The sequence below is a fragment of the Streptomyces sp. NPDC050997 genome, assembly GCF_040660135.1.
In the GTDB taxonomy this organism is placed as follows: Bacteria; Actinomycetota; Actinomycetes; order Streptomycetales; family Streptomycetaceae; genus Streptomyces.
This window is the reverse complement of record NZ_JBFAGK010000012.1, coordinates 251,494-266,692: the sequence shown is the minus strand read 5'-3', so window position 1 is coordinate 266,692 and position 15,199 is coordinate 251,494. Positions and strand designations below refer to the sequence as shown.

Here is a 15,199-nt window from a genome sequence, read left to right as displayed (position 1 = left end):
TGCGTATCGCCCGCGCCCAGAACCCGGTACTGCGGGTCCTTCAGCTCGTCGGCCTGGACCAGGTCATCCCCTGCCATCCCACCGTCGAACAGGCCATTACCGCCTAACCTTCGTGGCCGCTTGTGCCAGCGTCCCCAGCGCCTCGGGCCTTTGCCCGGCCTCCGGGCCCGGGGCATACCGCTCAGCTGACCGCCGCTGCACGGCTGCCTACAGCTGCTGCCCTACCGCTGGCGGCAGCTCGTCATCAGACACGTCAGCGGTCGGCGGGTCGACGGCGGCCGGGTCGCGGACTTCGTCGGGCCAGCGCATCGCATAGAGGACGATCACGTCACCGTGCACCCGCAGTAGACCGAGGCGTTCCCGGCCCGACCACCCATATTTGACGATGGCGACCTTCGAGGAACGGCCGAGCGCCTGGACGAGCAGCCTGTACGGCTTCGCCGCGACGGCCCCGTCCGGCGCCAAGTAGCCCTCCGCGATCCGGATCGGGTCGATCGACCCCAACGGCACAAACGCCTGGGGCGATGTCGCTCGACAAGCCGAAGCGCCGACGGTGCGCGTACAAGCGCTGCCGCCCACTGCTGCCCAAGGATGCGACGTCCAGGCTCAGTTACTGCGGCCCGACACGTGTGGCCAGGCGACTCCCGCGATGCCACGCGCCAGTGGAGAAAGGGTTCAGTGCCCGTAAGAGCGGTGAAGAAACCAGGGAAATCGACCGTATGTTCTTCGATTCGCCGGGCACGAGGAGCGACGGAGGTTGATAACTATGGTTCCCCTGCTTCTCGTTCTTCTGCTGGCCCTGATCCTCTTCGGCGCGGGTTTCGCGCTGAAGGCACTGTGGTGGATCGCCGTCATCGTGCTGGTCGTCTGGCTGCTGGGCTTCATCATGCGCTCCGCGGGCACAGGCGGCCGCAAGGGCCGCTGGTATCGCTGGTAACCCACCACCTGTCAGCAGCATGCCTGTGGGTCCCGGGAAACATCCGGGGCCCACAGGCGTGTCCACATGCGGACAGCTCTTTCGGGCAAACGGTGTAACTGACACCTTCCTGGGAACCGGGCCTCATAGCTGGGGCCCGGTGAAGCAGTGGAACCTGCACCTCCAACCACCGGACCCCAGCCACACCTCCTCGTGGTCGAGTTGTCTCCCGACCACGAGCCCCACCACAGCAGGTCACCGCATCGCGCGGTGGCTGCGCACCGTGTGCCTGGTGTGCGGCGCCGTTTCAGGGGTATCCGCGGCCTGACCATGGAACTCAGGACAAGGGTGGCGGTGTGGCTCAGCCATGCACGAAAAACGAGTCTCAGCCGCTGGACAGCCGTCCGATCCTGGTGGCCGTGGCCTTGGCCGGCAGCGAGCCGATCGCTGAGGCGCGGCATGCTGCCCGCCGTTTCATGACCGACGTGCAGGCCGTTCACGGACTCCCGGTGTCGGAACGTGCGATGGGCATCACCGAACTCGTGGTCAGCGAGCTGGTGACCAACGCCTATAAATACGCGCCCGGACCGTGCCTGCTGGACCTGGAAATAGCCGACGGAGCCGTGCAGATCAGCGTGTGGGACACCGATCCGACGCTGCCGGCGGCCTGCCCGACCGATCCGGGCCGGGTCGGACAGCACGGCCTGGAGATCGCCATGGCGGTGTGCCGCAGCTTCGAGGTCCGGCGCGAGCCGGTGGGCAAACGCGTGAAAGCCGTGATCGTGCTGGCCGACGACCCCGGCGGGGATCCGGTGGGCCGCCTGCTGTGACCGGGCTGGTCAGGCAGCTTTTGTCTGTGGGGGTGGAGTGATGGTCAGGCTCTTGTTCTGGCGGGCGAGGCTACGTGTCATCAGGGTGATCGCGGCCCCTGGCGAAAGTGCTCCTGATGGGCGGCGCTGAGGGTTTCCGGCACCCCTCTGCGGCGCGACGCTGGGCGCTGAGGGTGCCTGCGATGTCGCTCGACAAGCCGAAGCGCCGACGGTGTCAGTGCAAGCGCTGGCTCCCCCGCCCCGGAAGCCACCAGCGATCCACACACTTCACGGGCTGCCACGCCCGGCGGAACCTGGCGGGCCGGCGATACGGTGGCTGCATCCTGATCGAGGCTGGTGGTGACGGTGGAGTGGCGTGAGTAGGCCGAGCAGATGGCTCTGCTCGCCCGGGATCTGCTGGCCCAGGACTCGGTCCAGGCGACACTGGATGAGATCGCCGCGGCGGCGGTGAAGCTGGTCGAGGGCTGTGACGCGGCAGGCATCCTCGCGGTGCGCAAGGACCGGGTTGTGACGCTGGCCGCCTGCGGGGACATGGTCGAGGAGTCCGACCGCGTGCAGGGCGAGCTGCGCGAGGGACCGTGCTTCGATCTCGCCCGCCGCCAGGACGGCGAGCGCGTGTACCGCATCGCGGACATGACCCGACCCCAGCCGACCTGGGAACGCTTCGGCGCCCAGGCCCGCACGCTGGGCATCGGGAGCGTGACCGGCGTCCTGCTCTACACCGACAACGACGACTTCGGCGCACTGAACCTGTACTCCCGCCGCCCCGGAGCCTTCGGCAAGGACATCGAGACCGCGGGCTGGCTGCTCGCCTCGCACGCCGCCGTCGCCCTGGCCGACGCCCGCACCATCGACCAGCTCGAACACGCCATGGAGACACGGCACGCCATAGGCGAGGCCATGGGCATCCTGATGGAACGCCACCAGCTCAGCGAGGACGACGCCTTCAACGTGCTGCGCAGCATCTCCCAGCACCACAACATCAAACTGCGCGACGTCGCCCAGCGCGTCCGGGCCGAACCCACCGGATCCGCCTGATCATCCGCGCCGGGGCTGGGCCACGGGGCGGGCAGTCGACGGGGGGGTGCACCTGCCCGCCTCGCGGGCAATGACCCGCTCACGGGGGAAAGCGGGCCTTGCAGGGACCTCAAAACGGCCCCACCAGCCACAGCGTACGGGGCATCGCACGTGTCACACCCTCAGCACTGCCCCGTCGCCGATGCCCACCCACCCGACCACGGACCGACCCGACCCCAGCAGGTCACAGCACTGCGCAGTGGTTGCGCACCAAAATACGCATCCGCCGACCTGGGCACCGGAGGTGACGGCAATGTCGCTCGACAAGCCGAAACGCCGACAGTGCGCGTACAAGCACTGCCGCCGACTGCTGCCGAAGGACGCGACATCCAAAGGGGTTCGACGCCGCAACGCTGCGCCTACTCACTGCTTCAGCCGGACGTCGCCGCCTGTATCCGTGACGCCTTCCTCATCCTGGGCAGCCCGGCCGGCCTCGCCGCCCTCGGGACGGCAGTGCGCTTCGACGCCGTGGCCGCATCGTCCACCGGCCCGCGGACCAGGCTTACTGACCTTGGCGTTATAGCGTCTGTGTCTTCGTCGGTCCCGGTGACAGGTTCCGTGATGGCTGGTAGCCCGGAAGTATGCGGTATCCGGACGGGGGCGGGTTGACCGCCGAGCAGCGTAAGCGCCGCGAAGAGGTACGCATGCGGGCCGCTGACCTCTTCCAGGACGACGTGAAAGTCCCGCGCATCGCCCAGGAGTTACGGGTGAGTGAGAAGTCGGTCTACCAGTGGCGCCGTGCCTGGATCTCGGGCGGACGCGAGGCGCTGGGTTCCAAGGGGCCGCCGGGCTATGACTGCCGGCTCGGCTCCGATCTGCAGGCCAGGCTCGCGGCATGGCTGGAAGAGGGGCCGGCCGCGCACGGCTGGAGTGAGGACCAGGTGTGAACCGCCGCACGGGTGCGCACGCTGATCGGGCGGAAGTTCCATTTCTCCTACAGCGTCTCCGGGGTGACCCGGCTGCTGCACCGGATGGGCTTCAGTGTGCAGGTGCCAGCGCGGCCCGCCGCCGAACGGGACGAGGACGCGATCACCGCATGGCGGGAGGCGACCCGGCGGGAGGTAAAACCCTTAGGGCGGCGACCGGCGCGTTCGTCTGCTTCGAGGACGAAGCGGGTGTGACCGGCCGTCCGCCCAAGGGCCGCACCTGGGGCCGGCGCGGCATCACCCCGAGGGTCAAAGTCCCCGGTCGTAGCCGGGGACGGCTCTCGGTGGCCGGGCTGCTGTGCTACCGGCCCGGCCTGCCCGCCCGCCTGTGCTACCGGCTGCGCCGGCATACCGGCCGCAAGGGCGAGCGCCGCTCGCTCGGCGAGAGTGACTACATCCACCTGCTGGATGGCGCCCACCACCTGCTCAAGGCCCCGCTGATGGTGGTGTGGGACCGGCTGAGCACCCACATCTCCAAGGCGATGCAGGCGCTTGTGGCCGAGCGGGAATGGCTGACCGTGGTCCTGCTGCCCGGGTATGCGCCCGAGCTCAACCCGGTCGAGGGCCTGTGGGCGCACATCAAGCGCAGCCTGGCCAACCTCGCCGCCCGCACCCTCAGCGAGCTGGAGACTCTGCTGCGCAGGCGGCTCAATGCACTGCAGTACCGGCACAGCATCCTCGGCGGGTTCCTCGCCGGAACCGGCCTCGCCCTCGACGCATCGCCCTGACCAGTCGAAGTCGGATATTGGTGCGCACTCGGCCGGATGACAAGAGAGACTGGTGCAGTGAATCAGGTTCAGGAGATCGTGGGGCTGGTCGGCGGCGTGCTGGGCAAAGATGTGATCGGCACCTACCTCCACGGCTCCTGGGTGCTCGGTGGACTCAGGCCGGCCAGCGACGTGGACGTGCTGGTCGTCTCCCGGCGGCGAATGGACGAGCAGCATCGACGGACACTCCTCGGGGGACTGCTCCGGATCTCCGGCTCCCGAAACAAGGTACGCCCGGTCGAGCTCACCGTGGTCGTCCAGTCCGAGGTCCGGCCGTGGCGATACCCGCCGACTGGTGATTTCCTCTACGGCGAGTGGCTGCGCGCCGAGTACGAGGCCGGGGAGGTCCCCCAGCCGGAGCCGATGCCCGATCTGGCCCTGCTGATCACCATGGCGCTGACCGGCGACCACCCCCTCACTGGCCCGCGCCCGGCGCAGGTCCTGGACCCGGTTCCGCAGGCCGACCTGGTCCGGGCGAGCGTGGCGGGTATCCCCGGGCTGCTCGACGACCTGGACAGCGACACCCGCAACGTCCTGCTGACCTTCGCCCGCATCTGGACCACGCTCGCCACTGGCCAGATCAAGTCGAAGGACGCCGCCGCCGACTGGGCCCTCGCCCAGCTACCGCCCGAGCACCGCGCCGCGCTCCAGCACGCCAGGGAGCTCTATCTCAACTGCCCCTACTCCGAGGAGAGCTGGAGCAATGCATTGCAGGCGCAGGTGCGTCCGCATGTGGACCGCGTGCTCGCTGAGATCGACCGGCTGCGCACCCGAACCCCGAGGATGTGAGGGCCACGGCTTGAAGCGCCGGGAGCCAAACCTGACGGTTGCCCACCTGCGGACGGCCGAGCCCTCCAACACGGAGTGAGCCGCTCGGTGGCGACGACGTTGCACACTGCATACGACCAAGCAGGTCCATACTCAGCACAATGCGCACCTCGGCCCGGCCCTCAGCCAACCATCGTCACCCTCAAATGCCGAACTCAGTAGGTCAGCGGTCCAGTGCGGGCAGGTGGGCCAGGCCGGTGTCGAGTGCGATGAGGAACGAGCCGGAGCCGGAGCACTGTCGGTCGCTCGAACTAAGCTCCGAAGGGTGAGCACTCCCACCCCTGCCCCCCCGCCGTGAAGGACCAACGATGTGTGTTGCAGCCGTCTGCGACCCGATTAGCCAGTGGGGCGACGCCTGCGATCAGTGGTCAGCAGGTGCGCCCGACGTACCATGCGCCGCCGATTGAGCTGGCCGATCCCAGCCAGCTGACGCCAGGGCCCACGCATCGCTCGTAGTTGGGCCCCCATACCTCGACTTCGATGATCACGCGCGAGCCGTCGCTCGTGCAGTGGTTGTAGTACGCGTCACTGGAGGTCTCGTAGAACCCGCAGGGGTCGGCGGCCGCTGACGGCGCGGCGGCCGTGGACAGTCCGAGGATGAGGGTTACGGCACCGAGGACGGCCGGCAGGGAACGGCGAACGCTCATGGGGCAACTCCTTCTTGAGGACGCTATGGCCGCGCACTGGATGAGCAGCGCACACGCAGAGCGTTCCACTCCTCACCCTTGGTAGTAATTGATCTAGCTCGTACGAATGAAGGACTTCACCAGAACGGGTGCGAATGCGCCTGAGCTTGTCCTACCGTTTTAGGGCGGGCCAACTCCGGTCATTCGTAGGATCGGTGAGCCCGAGGGCTCCGGATATGGCAGTGAGCTTGTCGCCGCTTGATGGCTGAAATGACTTGGCCGCCCGGAGCCGTGACGGTCACAACCGCTCATTGGGATAAGCGACTTGATCGCTGTGCAGGACAACGTCGGCAAGGCCGTCCGCGGGATCACAGAACGAACAGCTGGCGGAGGCGACCATGTTCACGATCTGGGCCGGAGTCGACATCGGCAAAGAGCACCACCACTGCGTGGCACTCGATGCCCAAGGGGAACGACGGCTGTCGCGCCGCGTCGGCAACGACGAGCCCGCGCTGTTGGAGCTCATCCGCGATGTGCTCGCTCTCCCCGATCCGGGCGAGGTGTTGTGGGCAGTGGACACCAACCACGGCGGCGCCGCTCTGCTCATCGGGCTCCTGCTCGACCAAGGCCAGTCGATGGTCTACCTCACCGGCCTGACTGTCCACCGTGCCGCAGCCGGCTACCGCGGCCAGAGCAAGACCGACGCCAAGGACGCCCACGTCATCGCCGACCAGGCCCGCATGCGCCAGGACCTGGGACTCCTGCGGCCCGGTGACGGGGTGGCCGTCGACCTGCGCATCCTCACCAGCCGCCGCCTCGATCCCGTCAACGACCGCACTCGGCAGATCAACCGGCTGCGCGAGCAGCTCCTGGGCATCTTCCCGGCCCTGGAACGTACCTTGCCACGGAAGGGCCGGGGGTTGGTTGTGCTGCTGACCGGCTATCAGACGCCGGGCACGATCCGCCGCCTCGGTCGCTCTGGTTCCGCTTAGCAGCCGACACCGCCTACTGCTACCCGATCACGGTGGACGACGTCAGTGCTGTTGACCGTCACGCTCCGCCGCCGGTGGGTGCCGGTGTACCCGGGGGCGTGAAGGCGGCGAGCACCGTGGCGGTGATGTGGTCGGCGGCGCGGTCGGAGGTGAGGCGGCCAGCGCGGATCTCGTCCGCTGCGCTGTGCATGACCGCGTGCAGGACGTTGACCAGCCAGGCGATCGACAGGTCGGTGCGGAAGGCGCCCTCGGCGCGGCCGCGGGCGACCAGTGCCTCGACCCGGGCGGCGGGCCCGGCGTGCAGTTCGCGGATGCGTCCGGCGGAGAGTTCCCGTTGCGCGGCCGCGAGCAGTGCCCGTGCCTGGTCCACCAGGTGCCAGCCGGCCTCGATGTAGCGGGTCAGGGCGAGCCGCGGGTCACCGGTCATATCGACCGTGTCCAGGACCTCGTTGCCCCGGTCGATGGCGCGGCTCATCGCCGCGTCGACGACCTCCGCCCGGGAGGCGAAGTGCGCGTACAGCGTCACCCGGCCCACGCCCGCGGCCCGCGCGATCTCGCTCAGGCTCGCCTCCGGGTTTCGTCCGAGGCATTCGGCGGCGGCCTGCACGATCGCCTCGATGCTGCGCAGCGCGTCAGCGCGCTTGGTGGCCGTGGAGTTCTTGCTGCCCATACGCCCACGGTACCCCAGCAAGTCGTACAACACTGTTTGGCTTATACCCCCGGGGCGTATAACGTGAACACACCTGTACGACTTAACGGCGAGGGGTGAGCGTCATGAGCGACACGGAAACCACCACCACACGCGCACCGGATGGACCGCATCCGCTGCGCTGGACGGCCCTGAGCCTGCTGGGGCTGGCCCAGTTGATGCTGATCCTCGACATCACCGTCGTCGCGATCGCGCTCCCGGACATGGGCGTGGAACTGGACTTGGGCCGCGCGGCCCTGACCTGGGTGGTGAGCGGATACGCCCTCACGTTCGGGAGTCTGATGCTGCTCGGCGGCCGGGCCGCGGACCTGTTCGGGCCCAAGCGGGTCGTCCTGGCCGGGCTCGCGGTGTTCACCGTCGCGTCGCTGGCGGCCGGACTCGCGACCGGCGCCCCGCTGCTGCTCGCCGCACGCATCGCCCAGGGGGCGGGCGCCGCGATGCTCTCGCCCGCCGCACTGTCCGTGGTGGTGCGGCTGTTCGACGGCGACGAGCGCAACCGCGCGCTGGGCATCTGGTCGGCGCTCGGCGGCGGGGGCGCCGCCCTCGGGGTGCTGCTGGGCGGGCTGATCACGGCGGGTCCGGGCTGGGCCTGGGTCTTCTTCGTCAACGTCCCCGTCGGACTGGTCGTCCTCGTCGCGCTCGCCCGGATCCTGCCCGGCCTGCCGCGCGCGGCCACCGGCTCCCTCGACATACCCGGCGCCGCCCTCGTTGCCGCCGCGACCGGCGACCTCATCTACGCCCTGATCCGTGCCGGCGACCACGGCTGGCTCGACATCGTCACCGTGGCCCTGGTCGCCGCTTCGGCAGCCGGCTACGCGGTGTTCGCCCTCTGGCAACGCCGGGCGGCGGCACCGCTGATGGACCTGCGGCTGCTGGGCCGGCGCCCGGTGGTGGCGGGCACCTTCGTGATCGCTGTCACCACGGCGCTGATGGTGGGGGCCTTCTTCCTCGGCTCCTTCTACCTCCAGAACCGTCAGGGCCACGGTGCTTTGATGACCGGCGTGCTGTTCCTGCCGGTGGCGCTGCTGACCATGGCCGCCGCCGCAGCCGCCGGCCGTGTGATCGGCCGTCTGGGAGCACGGCTGCTGGCCGTGATCTCCCTGGCTGTCGCTGCCGCCGGGTTCCTCGTGCCGGTGCTGTGGTCCGGTACCGCCGTGATGGTCACCGGGGTGAGCGTCGCCGCGGCGGGACTGGGCGCTCTGTTCGTCGTCGCCTCCGCCACCGCGCTCGCCACCGTCGCACCCCACGAGGCCGGGGTGACGTCGGGGATCGTCAGCACCTTCCACGAGTTCGGCGCCTCGGCCGGTGCTGCGGCCGTCTCCAGCGCCGCCGCCACGAGCATCGCCGTCCACACCGGCGCCCGGACCGGCTCCGGCTTCGACGAGGCGTTCCTCGTCGCCACGGGCCTGGCCGCGGCCTCCGCCGTCATCGCCCTGTGGCTGATCCCCGCCAAGCAGCACTAGGACCAGGCCAGCAGAGACGGGCCGCGCCAGCACTCGACAGCCGCGGCGCAGCCGAAGCCGGAAGCCCGCCCCATGCACCCTGCCGGCCGCAGCACCGCAGCGACCCCACCCACAACACGGAGGCCCTGGATGAACTACAGCAAGCGCCGACTGCTGACGGCCGGCATCACCGCAACAGGTGTCGCAGCGGCACTGGCCGCAGCCCTCCTGCTCGGCAGCACGCAGCACGACGGAGACGACGGGCAGACCGGCCGGCAGGAAGCGGTCGCCGAACGCGGCCGGACCGTGATGCCCTTCGACCTCGAACAGACCACCCACCACTTCACCCCCACCGAGACCGGCGGCGTCCAGGACGTCGTCGCCGACCAGCCCGACGACGCCAAGCAGGTCAACCTCATACGCACCCACCTCCAACAGGAGGCCAAGGCGTTCGGCCAGGGAGACTTCGGCGACCTCGCCCAGATCCACGGCGACACCATGCCGGGCCTGGCAGAACTGGAAGGCGGCCACAAACGCATCGAGGTGCACTACCGGGAACGGCCCGACGGGGCCACCCTCACCTACACCACCGATGAGCCCGCCCTGGTCGACGCCCTGCATGACTGGTTCGAAGCACAGCTCAGCGACCACGGCGACCACGCCGAAACCGGCCACTGACCAACGAGCCGGGCACCGGAGCAGGCCGTCACCGCACATACCGCACGATCGGAAGTGGACAGCTTGAACGACCCGTACGAGTTGAGCGGGGGCGTGCCCTCCGTCGAGGTCTTCCGCCGCCTGCGCACCGACGCCGGCCTCTCGGACAAAGACCCGGAAGCGGTTGCGCTCGCCCTGCCCAACACCTGGCACGGGGTGGTCCTTCACCACGAGGGGGAGCCCATCGGCATGGGGCGCATCATCGGTGACGGCGGTACCGCGTTCCAGATCGTCGACATCTGCGTACATCCCGCGCACCAGGGGCGCGGCCTGGGCAAGCGCATCATGGCCGCGCTCACCGAGGAACTGGAGCGCCGGGCGCCCGCCACCGCCTATGTCTCGCTGATCGCGGATGGTCCCGCGCGCTTCCTCTACGAGAAGTTCGGCTTCGCCGACACCGCCGCGCACGACTCGATCGGCATGTACCGCGTGATGAACGGGCCCCCTGGGTTCAGCCGATCGCGGGCGGAGCCGTAGACGGAATTCCGCAGCCGTGACCGCGCCAAGCAAGTCGTGCGCTGCCGCCGCGCCCCAGCCACATCTTGCCGTCGCCGGACACGACTCCTCTCCTTCTCTGCGGTGGGTGCGGGTACACACCCCCACCCACTATCCATGGTTTCCTGAATTCATGATTCGCTGTACTGTCATGGGGTGCTGACCGTTGCCTCCGACATCGACGTGCTGGCCCGCTTCGGCCGCGCGCTCGCCGATCCCATCCGCTGCCGGATCCTGCTCGCCCTGCGCCAGGCCCCTGCCTACCCGGCCGACCTCGCCGACCAGCTCGGCATCTCCCGCACCCGGCTGTCCAACCACCTGGCCTGTCTTCGCGACTGCGGCCTGGTCGTCACCGTGCCCGACGGGCGCCGCACCCGCTACGAACTCGCCGACGAACGCCTCGGCCACGCCCTCGACGACCTGCGCGCCGCAGTGGTCGCGGTGGAGGCGGACAGGACGTGCCCGGACGCGGAGTCGAAGGGCTGCTGCTGATGACCGCGATATCCCTCGGGCCCTCCCCGAACCGCCGCGAGGCGCTCGCCCGCCGGATACGGCTGCTGGTCGCCGCGACGATCACCTACAACGTCATCGAGGCCATCGCGGCCCTGACCGCGGGCACGATCGCCTCGTCCACCGCACTGATCGGCTTCGGCCTTGACTCCGTCATCGAGGTCTCCTCCGCCGCCGCGGTCGCCTGGCAGTTCTCCACCCGAGATCATGCCGTCCGGGAAGCCCGGGAGCACAGGACGCTGCGGATCATCTCTCTCTCGTTCTTCGCGCTCGCCGCGTACGTGACCATCGACGCCGTCCGCGCCCTGGCCGGCACCGGCGAGGCGGACCGTTCCCTGCCGGGCATCGCGCTCGCCGCCCTCTCCCTGGCGGTGATGCCGTTCCTGTCCGCCGCCCAGCGGCGCGCCGGACACGAACTCGGCTCCGCCTCCGCGGTCGCCGACTCCAAACAGACCCTGCTGTGCACCTACCTCTCGGCCGTGCTCCTGGCCGGCCTGGTCCTCGACGCCGCCCTCGGCTGGTCCTGGGCCGACCCCGTCGCCGCCCTCGCCATCGCCGCCATCGCCGTCAAGGAAGGCCGCGACGCCTGGCAGGGCAAAGGCTGCTGCGCACCGACAACCGCCCCCACAGCTGCCCCGTTGAAGGACGACGCGGACGCGTGCGGCTGCCGGCCCGGCTGCGCCTGCTGCTCATGAACATCTCGTTGCAGGCCGTCACCACCACCGTCCGAGGCCCTGATACTGACCAGGCGATCGACAAGCGGGGGCAATGGTGGGCTGGACATTGGCGGGAGGGCTGGTTGCCGGCCTGCTGATCGCGACCGTGACCGCCCCGGTAGGCGTGTCCGGAGCCGTGTTCCTCCTCCCCATCCAGATGAGCGTCTTCGGCGTACCCAGTCCGGCCATCACCCCGACCAATCTGCTCTTCAACGTCGTCGCCGGACCCGGCGCCCTGTGGCGCTACCGCCGCGACGGCGCCCTGCGCGGCGACCTCGCCCGGCGCCTGATGCTGGGCACGCTGCCGGGCGTCGTCCTCGGCGCCGCCGTCCGCGTCTTCGCCCTCCCCGGCCCGGACGTCTTCCGGCTCCTGATCGCCGTCCTGCTGCTGCCGCTCGGCCTGTGGCTGTGCCTGCACGCCCTCACGGCGGCACACCACCGACCGCCACCCGCAGGAGAGTTGCCGCCGCGCACGCTCACCGGCCTCGCCCTGGCGGTCGGCGTCGTCGGCGGCATCGGCGGCGGCTCCCTGCTCGGCCCGATCCTCGTCGGGCGCGGCCTGCCCGTCGCCCGCGTCGCCCCGGCCGCGCTCGCCGCCACCTTCGCCACCTCCTTTGTCGGCGCCGCCGCCTACACGCTGCTGTCGCTCGCGAGCACCGGAGACGTCGCCCCCGACTGGTGGCTCGGCCTCGCCCGCGGCACCGGCGGACTGATCGGCGGTTACCTCGGCGCCCACCTCCAACCCCGCCTGCCCGAACGAGCCCTACGCCTCCTGCTCGGCACGCTCGCCGCGGCCCTCGGCGCCCTGTACGCAGCCCAGACCCTGACGTGAACCGGAGCGGTGCCTTCCTGCTGTGGAGCATTCTTGTCGGCGAGGCAGGCCCTCCCACCTGGTTTCCGGCTCGCCAGGCTCACGACGCCGTACGTGCCGACGCCGTCGAAGCTGCCGTACGCCCTGCGAGTTGGTCGGCCGACTCGTCGGCGACGTGTCGAAAGACCGGGATGCCGAGATCCACGGCGGTACTACGGCGGGTCTCATCCTGGCTCACGTCCACACCGACCACCGCTGCCGCTACGCCACCGTCCTCGCGCCCGACTGGCACCCCGATCAGGCAACCGAGTTCAACGGTGCCGTCTGGCCCTGCCTGAGCTCCGCCCTCTGGGCCCTGCGCACCACCACCAGCTTCGAAGACGCGATACGTGCGGCGATCGACCTCGGCGGTGACACGGACACCGTCGCCGCGGTGACCGGAGGCCTCGCGGGGGCGTACTACGGGCTGCATGCAATCCCCGCCCACTGGACCCAGCCACTCCATGCCCCCCTCCCAGGATTCAACGGACGCGTGCTGCACCTGGCAGATCTGCTCCACCTTGCACACCGCCTCGAAGAGGGCTGTTGATGAGACAGATGTGGCAGCCCGCATAAACGGCGAGCTGGTGGTGTGGGAGCGAGACCGGCTGGCGTTCGAGCGGCTTCAGCAGCCGCTCGCCCGACGCGGGGCCGGTGCGGTCGAGGCGCCGCGCCAGTGACCGGCTCACTACGTGGTCTTCGGCCTGGTCCACGCGAGGACGACTTGACCGGCTGGGCGTACGAGCAGCGGCTCAAGACGTCCGTCCGTGAAAAAGGCCCTCACCCCCTCCTCAACCGCCCAGCCGGCGGAACTACAGCTTCCCGGCAGAAGGTGCGGCGCCCTGGTTCACTGTCGCAGTTCGGACACGCCGCTCCCGGACAGTGCCGCACTCGCGGAGCTGGAGGTCGAATGGGCGTGACACCACGGCTTGCAGGTCGTTGAACCGATCGGACACACCAGTGCACAAAGAGACCCCGGAGTCATGGCCCGGGGTCTCGCACTGTGGGCGGTAGAAGACGTCCAACATGGTGCCCTGTCGGGCGCCTGTGGCCACCGCTTGATCTTCGTTTGTCCAGACAGCACGCGATGATCACCGGGTGGTCGTACCTGCCCCCGCACCGCCCCGGATCGGCACGATGGCTGGGATACATAGGGCAATGCGGTGGTCGATCCCGACACCTTCGATGGCAGAATGTCCGCTATGACGCACGATGGCAGGCTGAGGCTGCATCTGCAGCGTGTACTACCCGCACCGCGCCCGGTCGTATTCCGCGCGTTGACCGAGCCGCAGGAATTGGCCAAGTGGTGGGGCCCTGACGGGTTCACCACCCCGAGGGTGGAAAGCGACCTTCGGCCAGGAGGTGGCTACCGGATCGCGATGCAGCCTCCGGAAGGCGCCCTCTTCTACCTCGTGGGGGAATTCCTTGAGGTCGACCCTCCGGAACGCCTGTCCTACACCTTCCGGTGGGAGGATCCCGATCCCGACGATCGGGAGACAGTGGTAACGCTGTCGCTTCAAGATATCGGCGGTGCGTCGGCCGAGCTGGTCTGCGACCAGGGCGACTTCGCCACTGAGCCGCGCCAAGCTCTTCACGAGGAGGGCTGGACACAGGGGCTCAACAAGCTGGAGGAACTGATGTCGTCGGCTACCTCGGCCTGAGACCCGTGCCGTGGGAGGGGCCCTGCCGCCGACAGTGCTCGAATGACTCCGCGACACAACATCAGGTGCCCTCAACAGACCGTTTACGCAGAGCCTTCCCATGAGCCCGGTGCCCCGCCGCCTGGGGCCGAGGACCAGCAGTAACGGCAACACCGATGAAGTGGAGGGAATCGCCGCTATTTTCGCGACGTCTTCGGTGCAGTTGCCGGCCTCGATGAACAGCAGCGGCAGCCCGGCCTCCGGGGACGATGTCCGCCCACGCACCTCCCACGCCAGGGTTCTTCCACGTGCCCGTCGCCGGAAGGGCGACCTCAGTGGCGTAGGAGGTGATGGTGCCAATCCCGTCGGGTGCGTCGACACAGGCCTGGGCGGCGGCGACGGCTTCGGCCGGCTCACCGGACACCAGGTCCAGGTCGGGCTTCGGGCGGATCATCGCGATGACCGTCTCGTTGACAGCCATCGCGTGCGAGGCACCCGAGCGGCCCGCGCTCTTGGGCATGTCGCCCATCTCCTCCGGCCCCCGGTCCAACTCGAGTCCGGCGGCGGCCAGCCCGTCCTTGGTGAGCAGGCGCACCTCCTCTCCGCCTCGGGTGCGGCCGCCGTCGACGGACAGGCCGTGCCTGCGCAGATCGTTGAGCGCGCCGCGGTGGGAGCCCGTGCGCGCCTCCTTCCGCACAGCCGCCGTCTTCTTCGTGGTGTGCCGGTACGTCAGGTGCGGTGAGGACAACCGCTGGATCTGATCCGCCGTCGCAGCCTTGAGCACCCCGAGCACGCGAAGCACATCGGCGCGATGCCTGGTCGACGATCCCGCCTCGTTCGTCTTGCGCTTCGCCATCAGATGCGCCCTCCCGTGCGTCGCGACCGGCCACCGGCCGGGCGCCGGCCCCCGGCCGCAGAGGGCACCAGGCGCGCCCTGAACCCGATGATCGTCTCCACCACTGACACCCCACCCCCCACCTATTTCCCAGGGCTTGGTCAGTGAGAGGAGGAGAGAAGAGGGTTGTGACGACGCGCCACAGTCCCGAAAAGCCGTGGTGTGCAGGGCAAATAGGGCCAGCTCTCGTGCCGGGCACGGAAGTGGGTACGGCAGTGGGATCGCAAGCGCTGGCGGCAGGAGACTGCGGCGGCTCGCCCGGC

At 69.5% G+C, this 15,199-nt stretch carries 18 protein-coding genes and 3 pseudogenes; 17 read left to right on the top strand and 4 right to left on the bottom strand.

All coding sequences use genetic code 11. From position 1 onward, the window contains the following. Positions 1-107 (top strand): annotated as a pseudogene (locus tag AB0H86_RS27070) (anti-sigma factor antagonist); the annotation flags it as partial. Between the two features lie 100 nt (positions 108-207). On the opposite strand, the gene AB0H86_RS27065 reads toward AB0H86_RS27070, so the two are convergent. Beyond that, on the bottom strand, positions 208-504 hold the full coding sequence (locus tag AB0H86_RS27065; RefSeq protein ID WP_362443906.1) for a Ku protein: 297 nt from the start codon (positions 502-504) through the stop codon (positions 208-210). 262 nt (positions 505-766) lie between these two features. Here AB0H86_RS27065 and AB0H86_RS27060 point away from each other — a divergent pair, with 262 nt between their 5' ends. The 7 genes from AB0H86_RS27060 (at position 767) to AB0H86_RS27030 (ending at position 5,305) form a co-directional block, all read left to right on the top strand. Beyond that, positions 767-937 (top strand): hydrophobic protein, encoded by a 171-nt coding sequence (locus tag AB0H86_RS27060; RefSeq protein WP_362443901.1) that lies wholly within the window; start codon positions 767-769, stop codon positions 935-937. Positions 938-1,335: 398 nt separating this feature from the next. Further along, a complete protein-coding gene (locus AB0H86_RS27055; RefSeq protein WP_362443898.1) occupies positions 1,336-1,746 on the top strand; it encodes an ATP-binding protein in 411 nt (136 codons plus the stop codon). A 372-nt stretch (positions 1,747-2,118) separates the two neighbouring features. Beyond that, positions 2,119-2,784: a GAF and ANTAR domain-containing protein gene (locus AB0H86_RS27050; RefSeq protein ID WP_362443895.1), complete on the top strand. Its 666-nt coding sequence runs from the start codon at positions 2,119-2,121 to the stop codon at positions 2,782-2,784. A gap of 620 nt (positions 2,785-3,404) precedes the next feature. Further along, positions 3,405-3,710, top strand: coding sequence for a helix-turn-helix domain-containing protein (locus AB0H86_RS27045; protein ID WP_362443892.1), 306 nt, complete (start codon positions 3,405-3,407; stop codon positions 3,708-3,710). Between the two features lie 12 nt (positions 3,711-3,722). After that, positions 3,723-3,944, top strand: coding sequence for a winged helix-turn-helix domain-containing protein (locus tag AB0H86_RS27040; RefSeq protein WP_362443889.1), 222 nt, complete (start codon positions 3,723-3,725; stop codon positions 3,942-3,944). Next, complete coding sequence (locus AB0H86_RS27035) at positions 3,860-4,477, top strand: transposase (protein WP_362443886.1); 618 nt, start codon at positions 3,860-3,862, stop codon at positions 4,475-4,477. Before AB0H86_RS27040 ends, AB0H86_RS27035 begins: the two co-directional genes overlap by 85 nt. 57 nt (positions 4,478-4,534) lie before the next feature. After that, on the top strand, positions 4,535-5,305 hold the full coding sequence (locus AB0H86_RS27030; protein ID WP_362443883.1) for an aminoglycoside adenylyltransferase family protein: 771 nt from the start codon (positions 4,535-4,537) through the stop codon (positions 5,303-5,305). Positions 5,306-5,712: 407 nt separating this feature from the next. Here AB0H86_RS27030 and AB0H86_RS27025 read toward each other — a convergent pair whose 3' ends face one another. After that, complete coding sequence (locus tag AB0H86_RS27025; RefSeq protein ID WP_362443880.1) at positions 5,713-5,991, bottom strand: DUF6355 family natural product biosynthesis protein; 279 nt, start codon at positions 5,989-5,991, stop codon at positions 5,713-5,715. 377 nt (positions 5,992-6,368) lie between these two features. Here AB0H86_RS27025 and AB0H86_RS27020 point away from each other — a divergent pair. Further along, a pseudogene (locus AB0H86_RS27020) lies at positions 6,369-6,944 on the top strand (IS110 family transposase); the annotation flags it as partial. 76 nt (positions 6,945-7,020) lie between these two features. On the opposite strand, the gene AB0H86_RS27015 reads toward AB0H86_RS27020, so the two are convergent. Next, a complete protein-coding gene (locus AB0H86_RS27015; RefSeq protein WP_362443877.1) occupies positions 7,021-7,632 on the bottom strand; it encodes a TetR/AcrR family transcriptional regulator in 612 nt (203 codons plus the stop codon). 104 nt (positions 7,633-7,736) lie between these two features. On the opposite strand from AB0H86_RS27015, the gene AB0H86_RS27010 reads away from it, so the two are divergent. The 8 genes and pseudogenes from AB0H86_RS27010 (at position 7,737) to AB0H86_RS26975 (ending at position 14,062) form a co-directional block, all read left to right on the top strand. Continuing rightward, positions 7,737-9,134, top strand: a complete 1,398-nt coding sequence (locus AB0H86_RS27010) for an MFS transporter (RefSeq protein WP_362443874.1) — start codon at positions 7,737-7,739, stop codon at positions 9,132-9,134. Positions 9,135-9,263: 129 nt separating this feature from the next. Further along, a complete protein-coding gene (locus AB0H86_RS27005; protein ID WP_362443871.1) occupies positions 9,264-9,791 on the top strand; it encodes an aspartate carbamoyltransferase in 528 nt (175 codons plus the stop codon). Between the two features lie 54 nt (positions 9,792-9,845). Continuing rightward, complete coding sequence (locus AB0H86_RS27000; RefSeq protein WP_362443869.1) at positions 9,846-10,307, top strand: GNAT family N-acetyltransferase; 462 nt, start codon at positions 9,846-9,848, stop codon at positions 10,305-10,307. 174 nt (positions 10,308-10,481) lie between these two features. Beyond that, entirely contained in the window at positions 10,482-10,817 is a 336-nt protein-coding gene (locus AB0H86_RS26995) for a metalloregulator ArsR/SmtB family transcription factor (RefSeq protein WP_362443867.1), read from the top strand. Continuing rightward, on the top strand, positions 10,817-11,530 hold the full coding sequence (locus tag AB0H86_RS26990; protein WP_362443936.1) for a cation transporter: 714 nt from the start codon (positions 10,817-10,819) through the stop codon (positions 11,528-11,530). The genes AB0H86_RS26995 and AB0H86_RS26990 overlap by 1 nt, the downstream gene beginning before the upstream one ends. A 73-nt stretch (positions 11,531-11,603) precedes the next feature. Then, positions 11,604-12,383 carry a sulfite exporter TauE/SafE family protein gene (locus AB0H86_RS26985; protein ID WP_362443864.1) on the top strand — a complete coding sequence of 260 codons (780 nt, stop codon included), beginning with the start codon at positions 11,604-11,606 and terminating at the stop codon, positions 12,381-12,383. Between the two features lie 205 nt (positions 12,384-12,588). Continuing rightward, positions 12,589-12,951: pseudogene (locus AB0H86_RS26980) on the top strand (ADP-ribosylglycohydrolase family protein); the annotation flags it as partial. A 613-nt stretch (positions 12,952-13,564) separates the two neighbouring features. Then, the gene (locus AB0H86_RS26975) at positions 13,565-14,062 is read left to right on the top strand and encodes an SRPBCC domain-containing protein (protein WP_362443862.1); all 498 of its coding nucleotides are present in this window, start codon (positions 13,565-13,567) and stop codon (positions 14,060-14,062) included. A gap of 61 nt (positions 14,063-14,123) precedes the next feature. Here the strand turns inward: AB0H86_RS26975 and AB0H86_RS26970 are convergent, their stop codons facing one another. Beyond that, a complete protein-coding gene (locus AB0H86_RS26970; protein ID WP_362443859.1) occupies positions 14,124-14,897 on the bottom strand; it encodes a hypothetical protein in 774 nt (257 codons plus the stop codon). Between the last annotated feature and the right edge of the window lie 302 nt (positions 14,898-15,199).

Excerpts from the sequence above, each read along its gene's own strand:
- AB0H86_RS26970 (WP_362443859.1), bottom strand. The coding sequence starts at position 14,897 with ATGGCGAAGCGCAAGACGAACGAGGCGGGATCGTCGACCAGGCATCGC.
- AB0H86_RS27035 (WP_362443886.1), top strand. The coding sequence starts at position 3,860 with ATGGCGGGAGGCGACCCGGCGGGAGGTAAAACCCTTAGGGCGGCGACC.
- AB0H86_RS27015 (WP_362443877.1), bottom strand. The coding sequence starts at position 7,632 with ATGGGCAGCAAGAACTCCACGGCCACCAAGCGCGCTGACGCGCTGCGC.
- AB0H86_RS27025 (WP_362443880.1), bottom strand. The coding sequence starts at position 5,991 with ATGAGCGTTCGCCGTTCCCTGCCGGCCGTCCTCGGTGCCGTAACCCTC.
- AB0H86_RS27050 (WP_362443895.1), top strand. The coding sequence starts at position 2,119 with ATGGCTCTGCTCGCCCGGGATCTGCTGGCCCAGGACTCGGTCCAGGCG.
- AB0H86_RS27045 (WP_362443892.1), top strand. The coding sequence starts at position 3,405 with ATGCGGTATCCGGACGGGGGCGGGTTGACCGCCGAGCAGCGTAAGCGC.
- AB0H86_RS27060 (WP_362443901.1), top strand. The coding sequence starts at position 767 with ATGGTTCCCCTGCTTCTCGTTCTTCTGCTGGCCCTGATCCTCTTCGGC.
- AB0H86_RS27010 (WP_362443874.1), top strand. The coding sequence starts at position 7,737 with ATGAGCGACACGGAAACCACCACCACACGCGCACCGGATGGACCGCAT.
- AB0H86_RS26985 (WP_362443864.1), top strand. The coding sequence starts at position 11,604 with ATGGTGGGCTGGACATTGGCGGGAGGGCTGGTTGCCGGCCTGCTGATC.
- AB0H86_RS27005 (WP_362443871.1), top strand. The coding sequence starts at position 9,264 with ATGAACTACAGCAAGCGCCGACTGCTGACGGCCGGCATCACCGCAACA.
- AB0H86_RS26990 (WP_362443936.1), top strand. The coding sequence starts at position 10,817 with ATGACCGCGATATCCCTCGGGCCCTCCCCGAACCGCCGCGAGGCGCTC.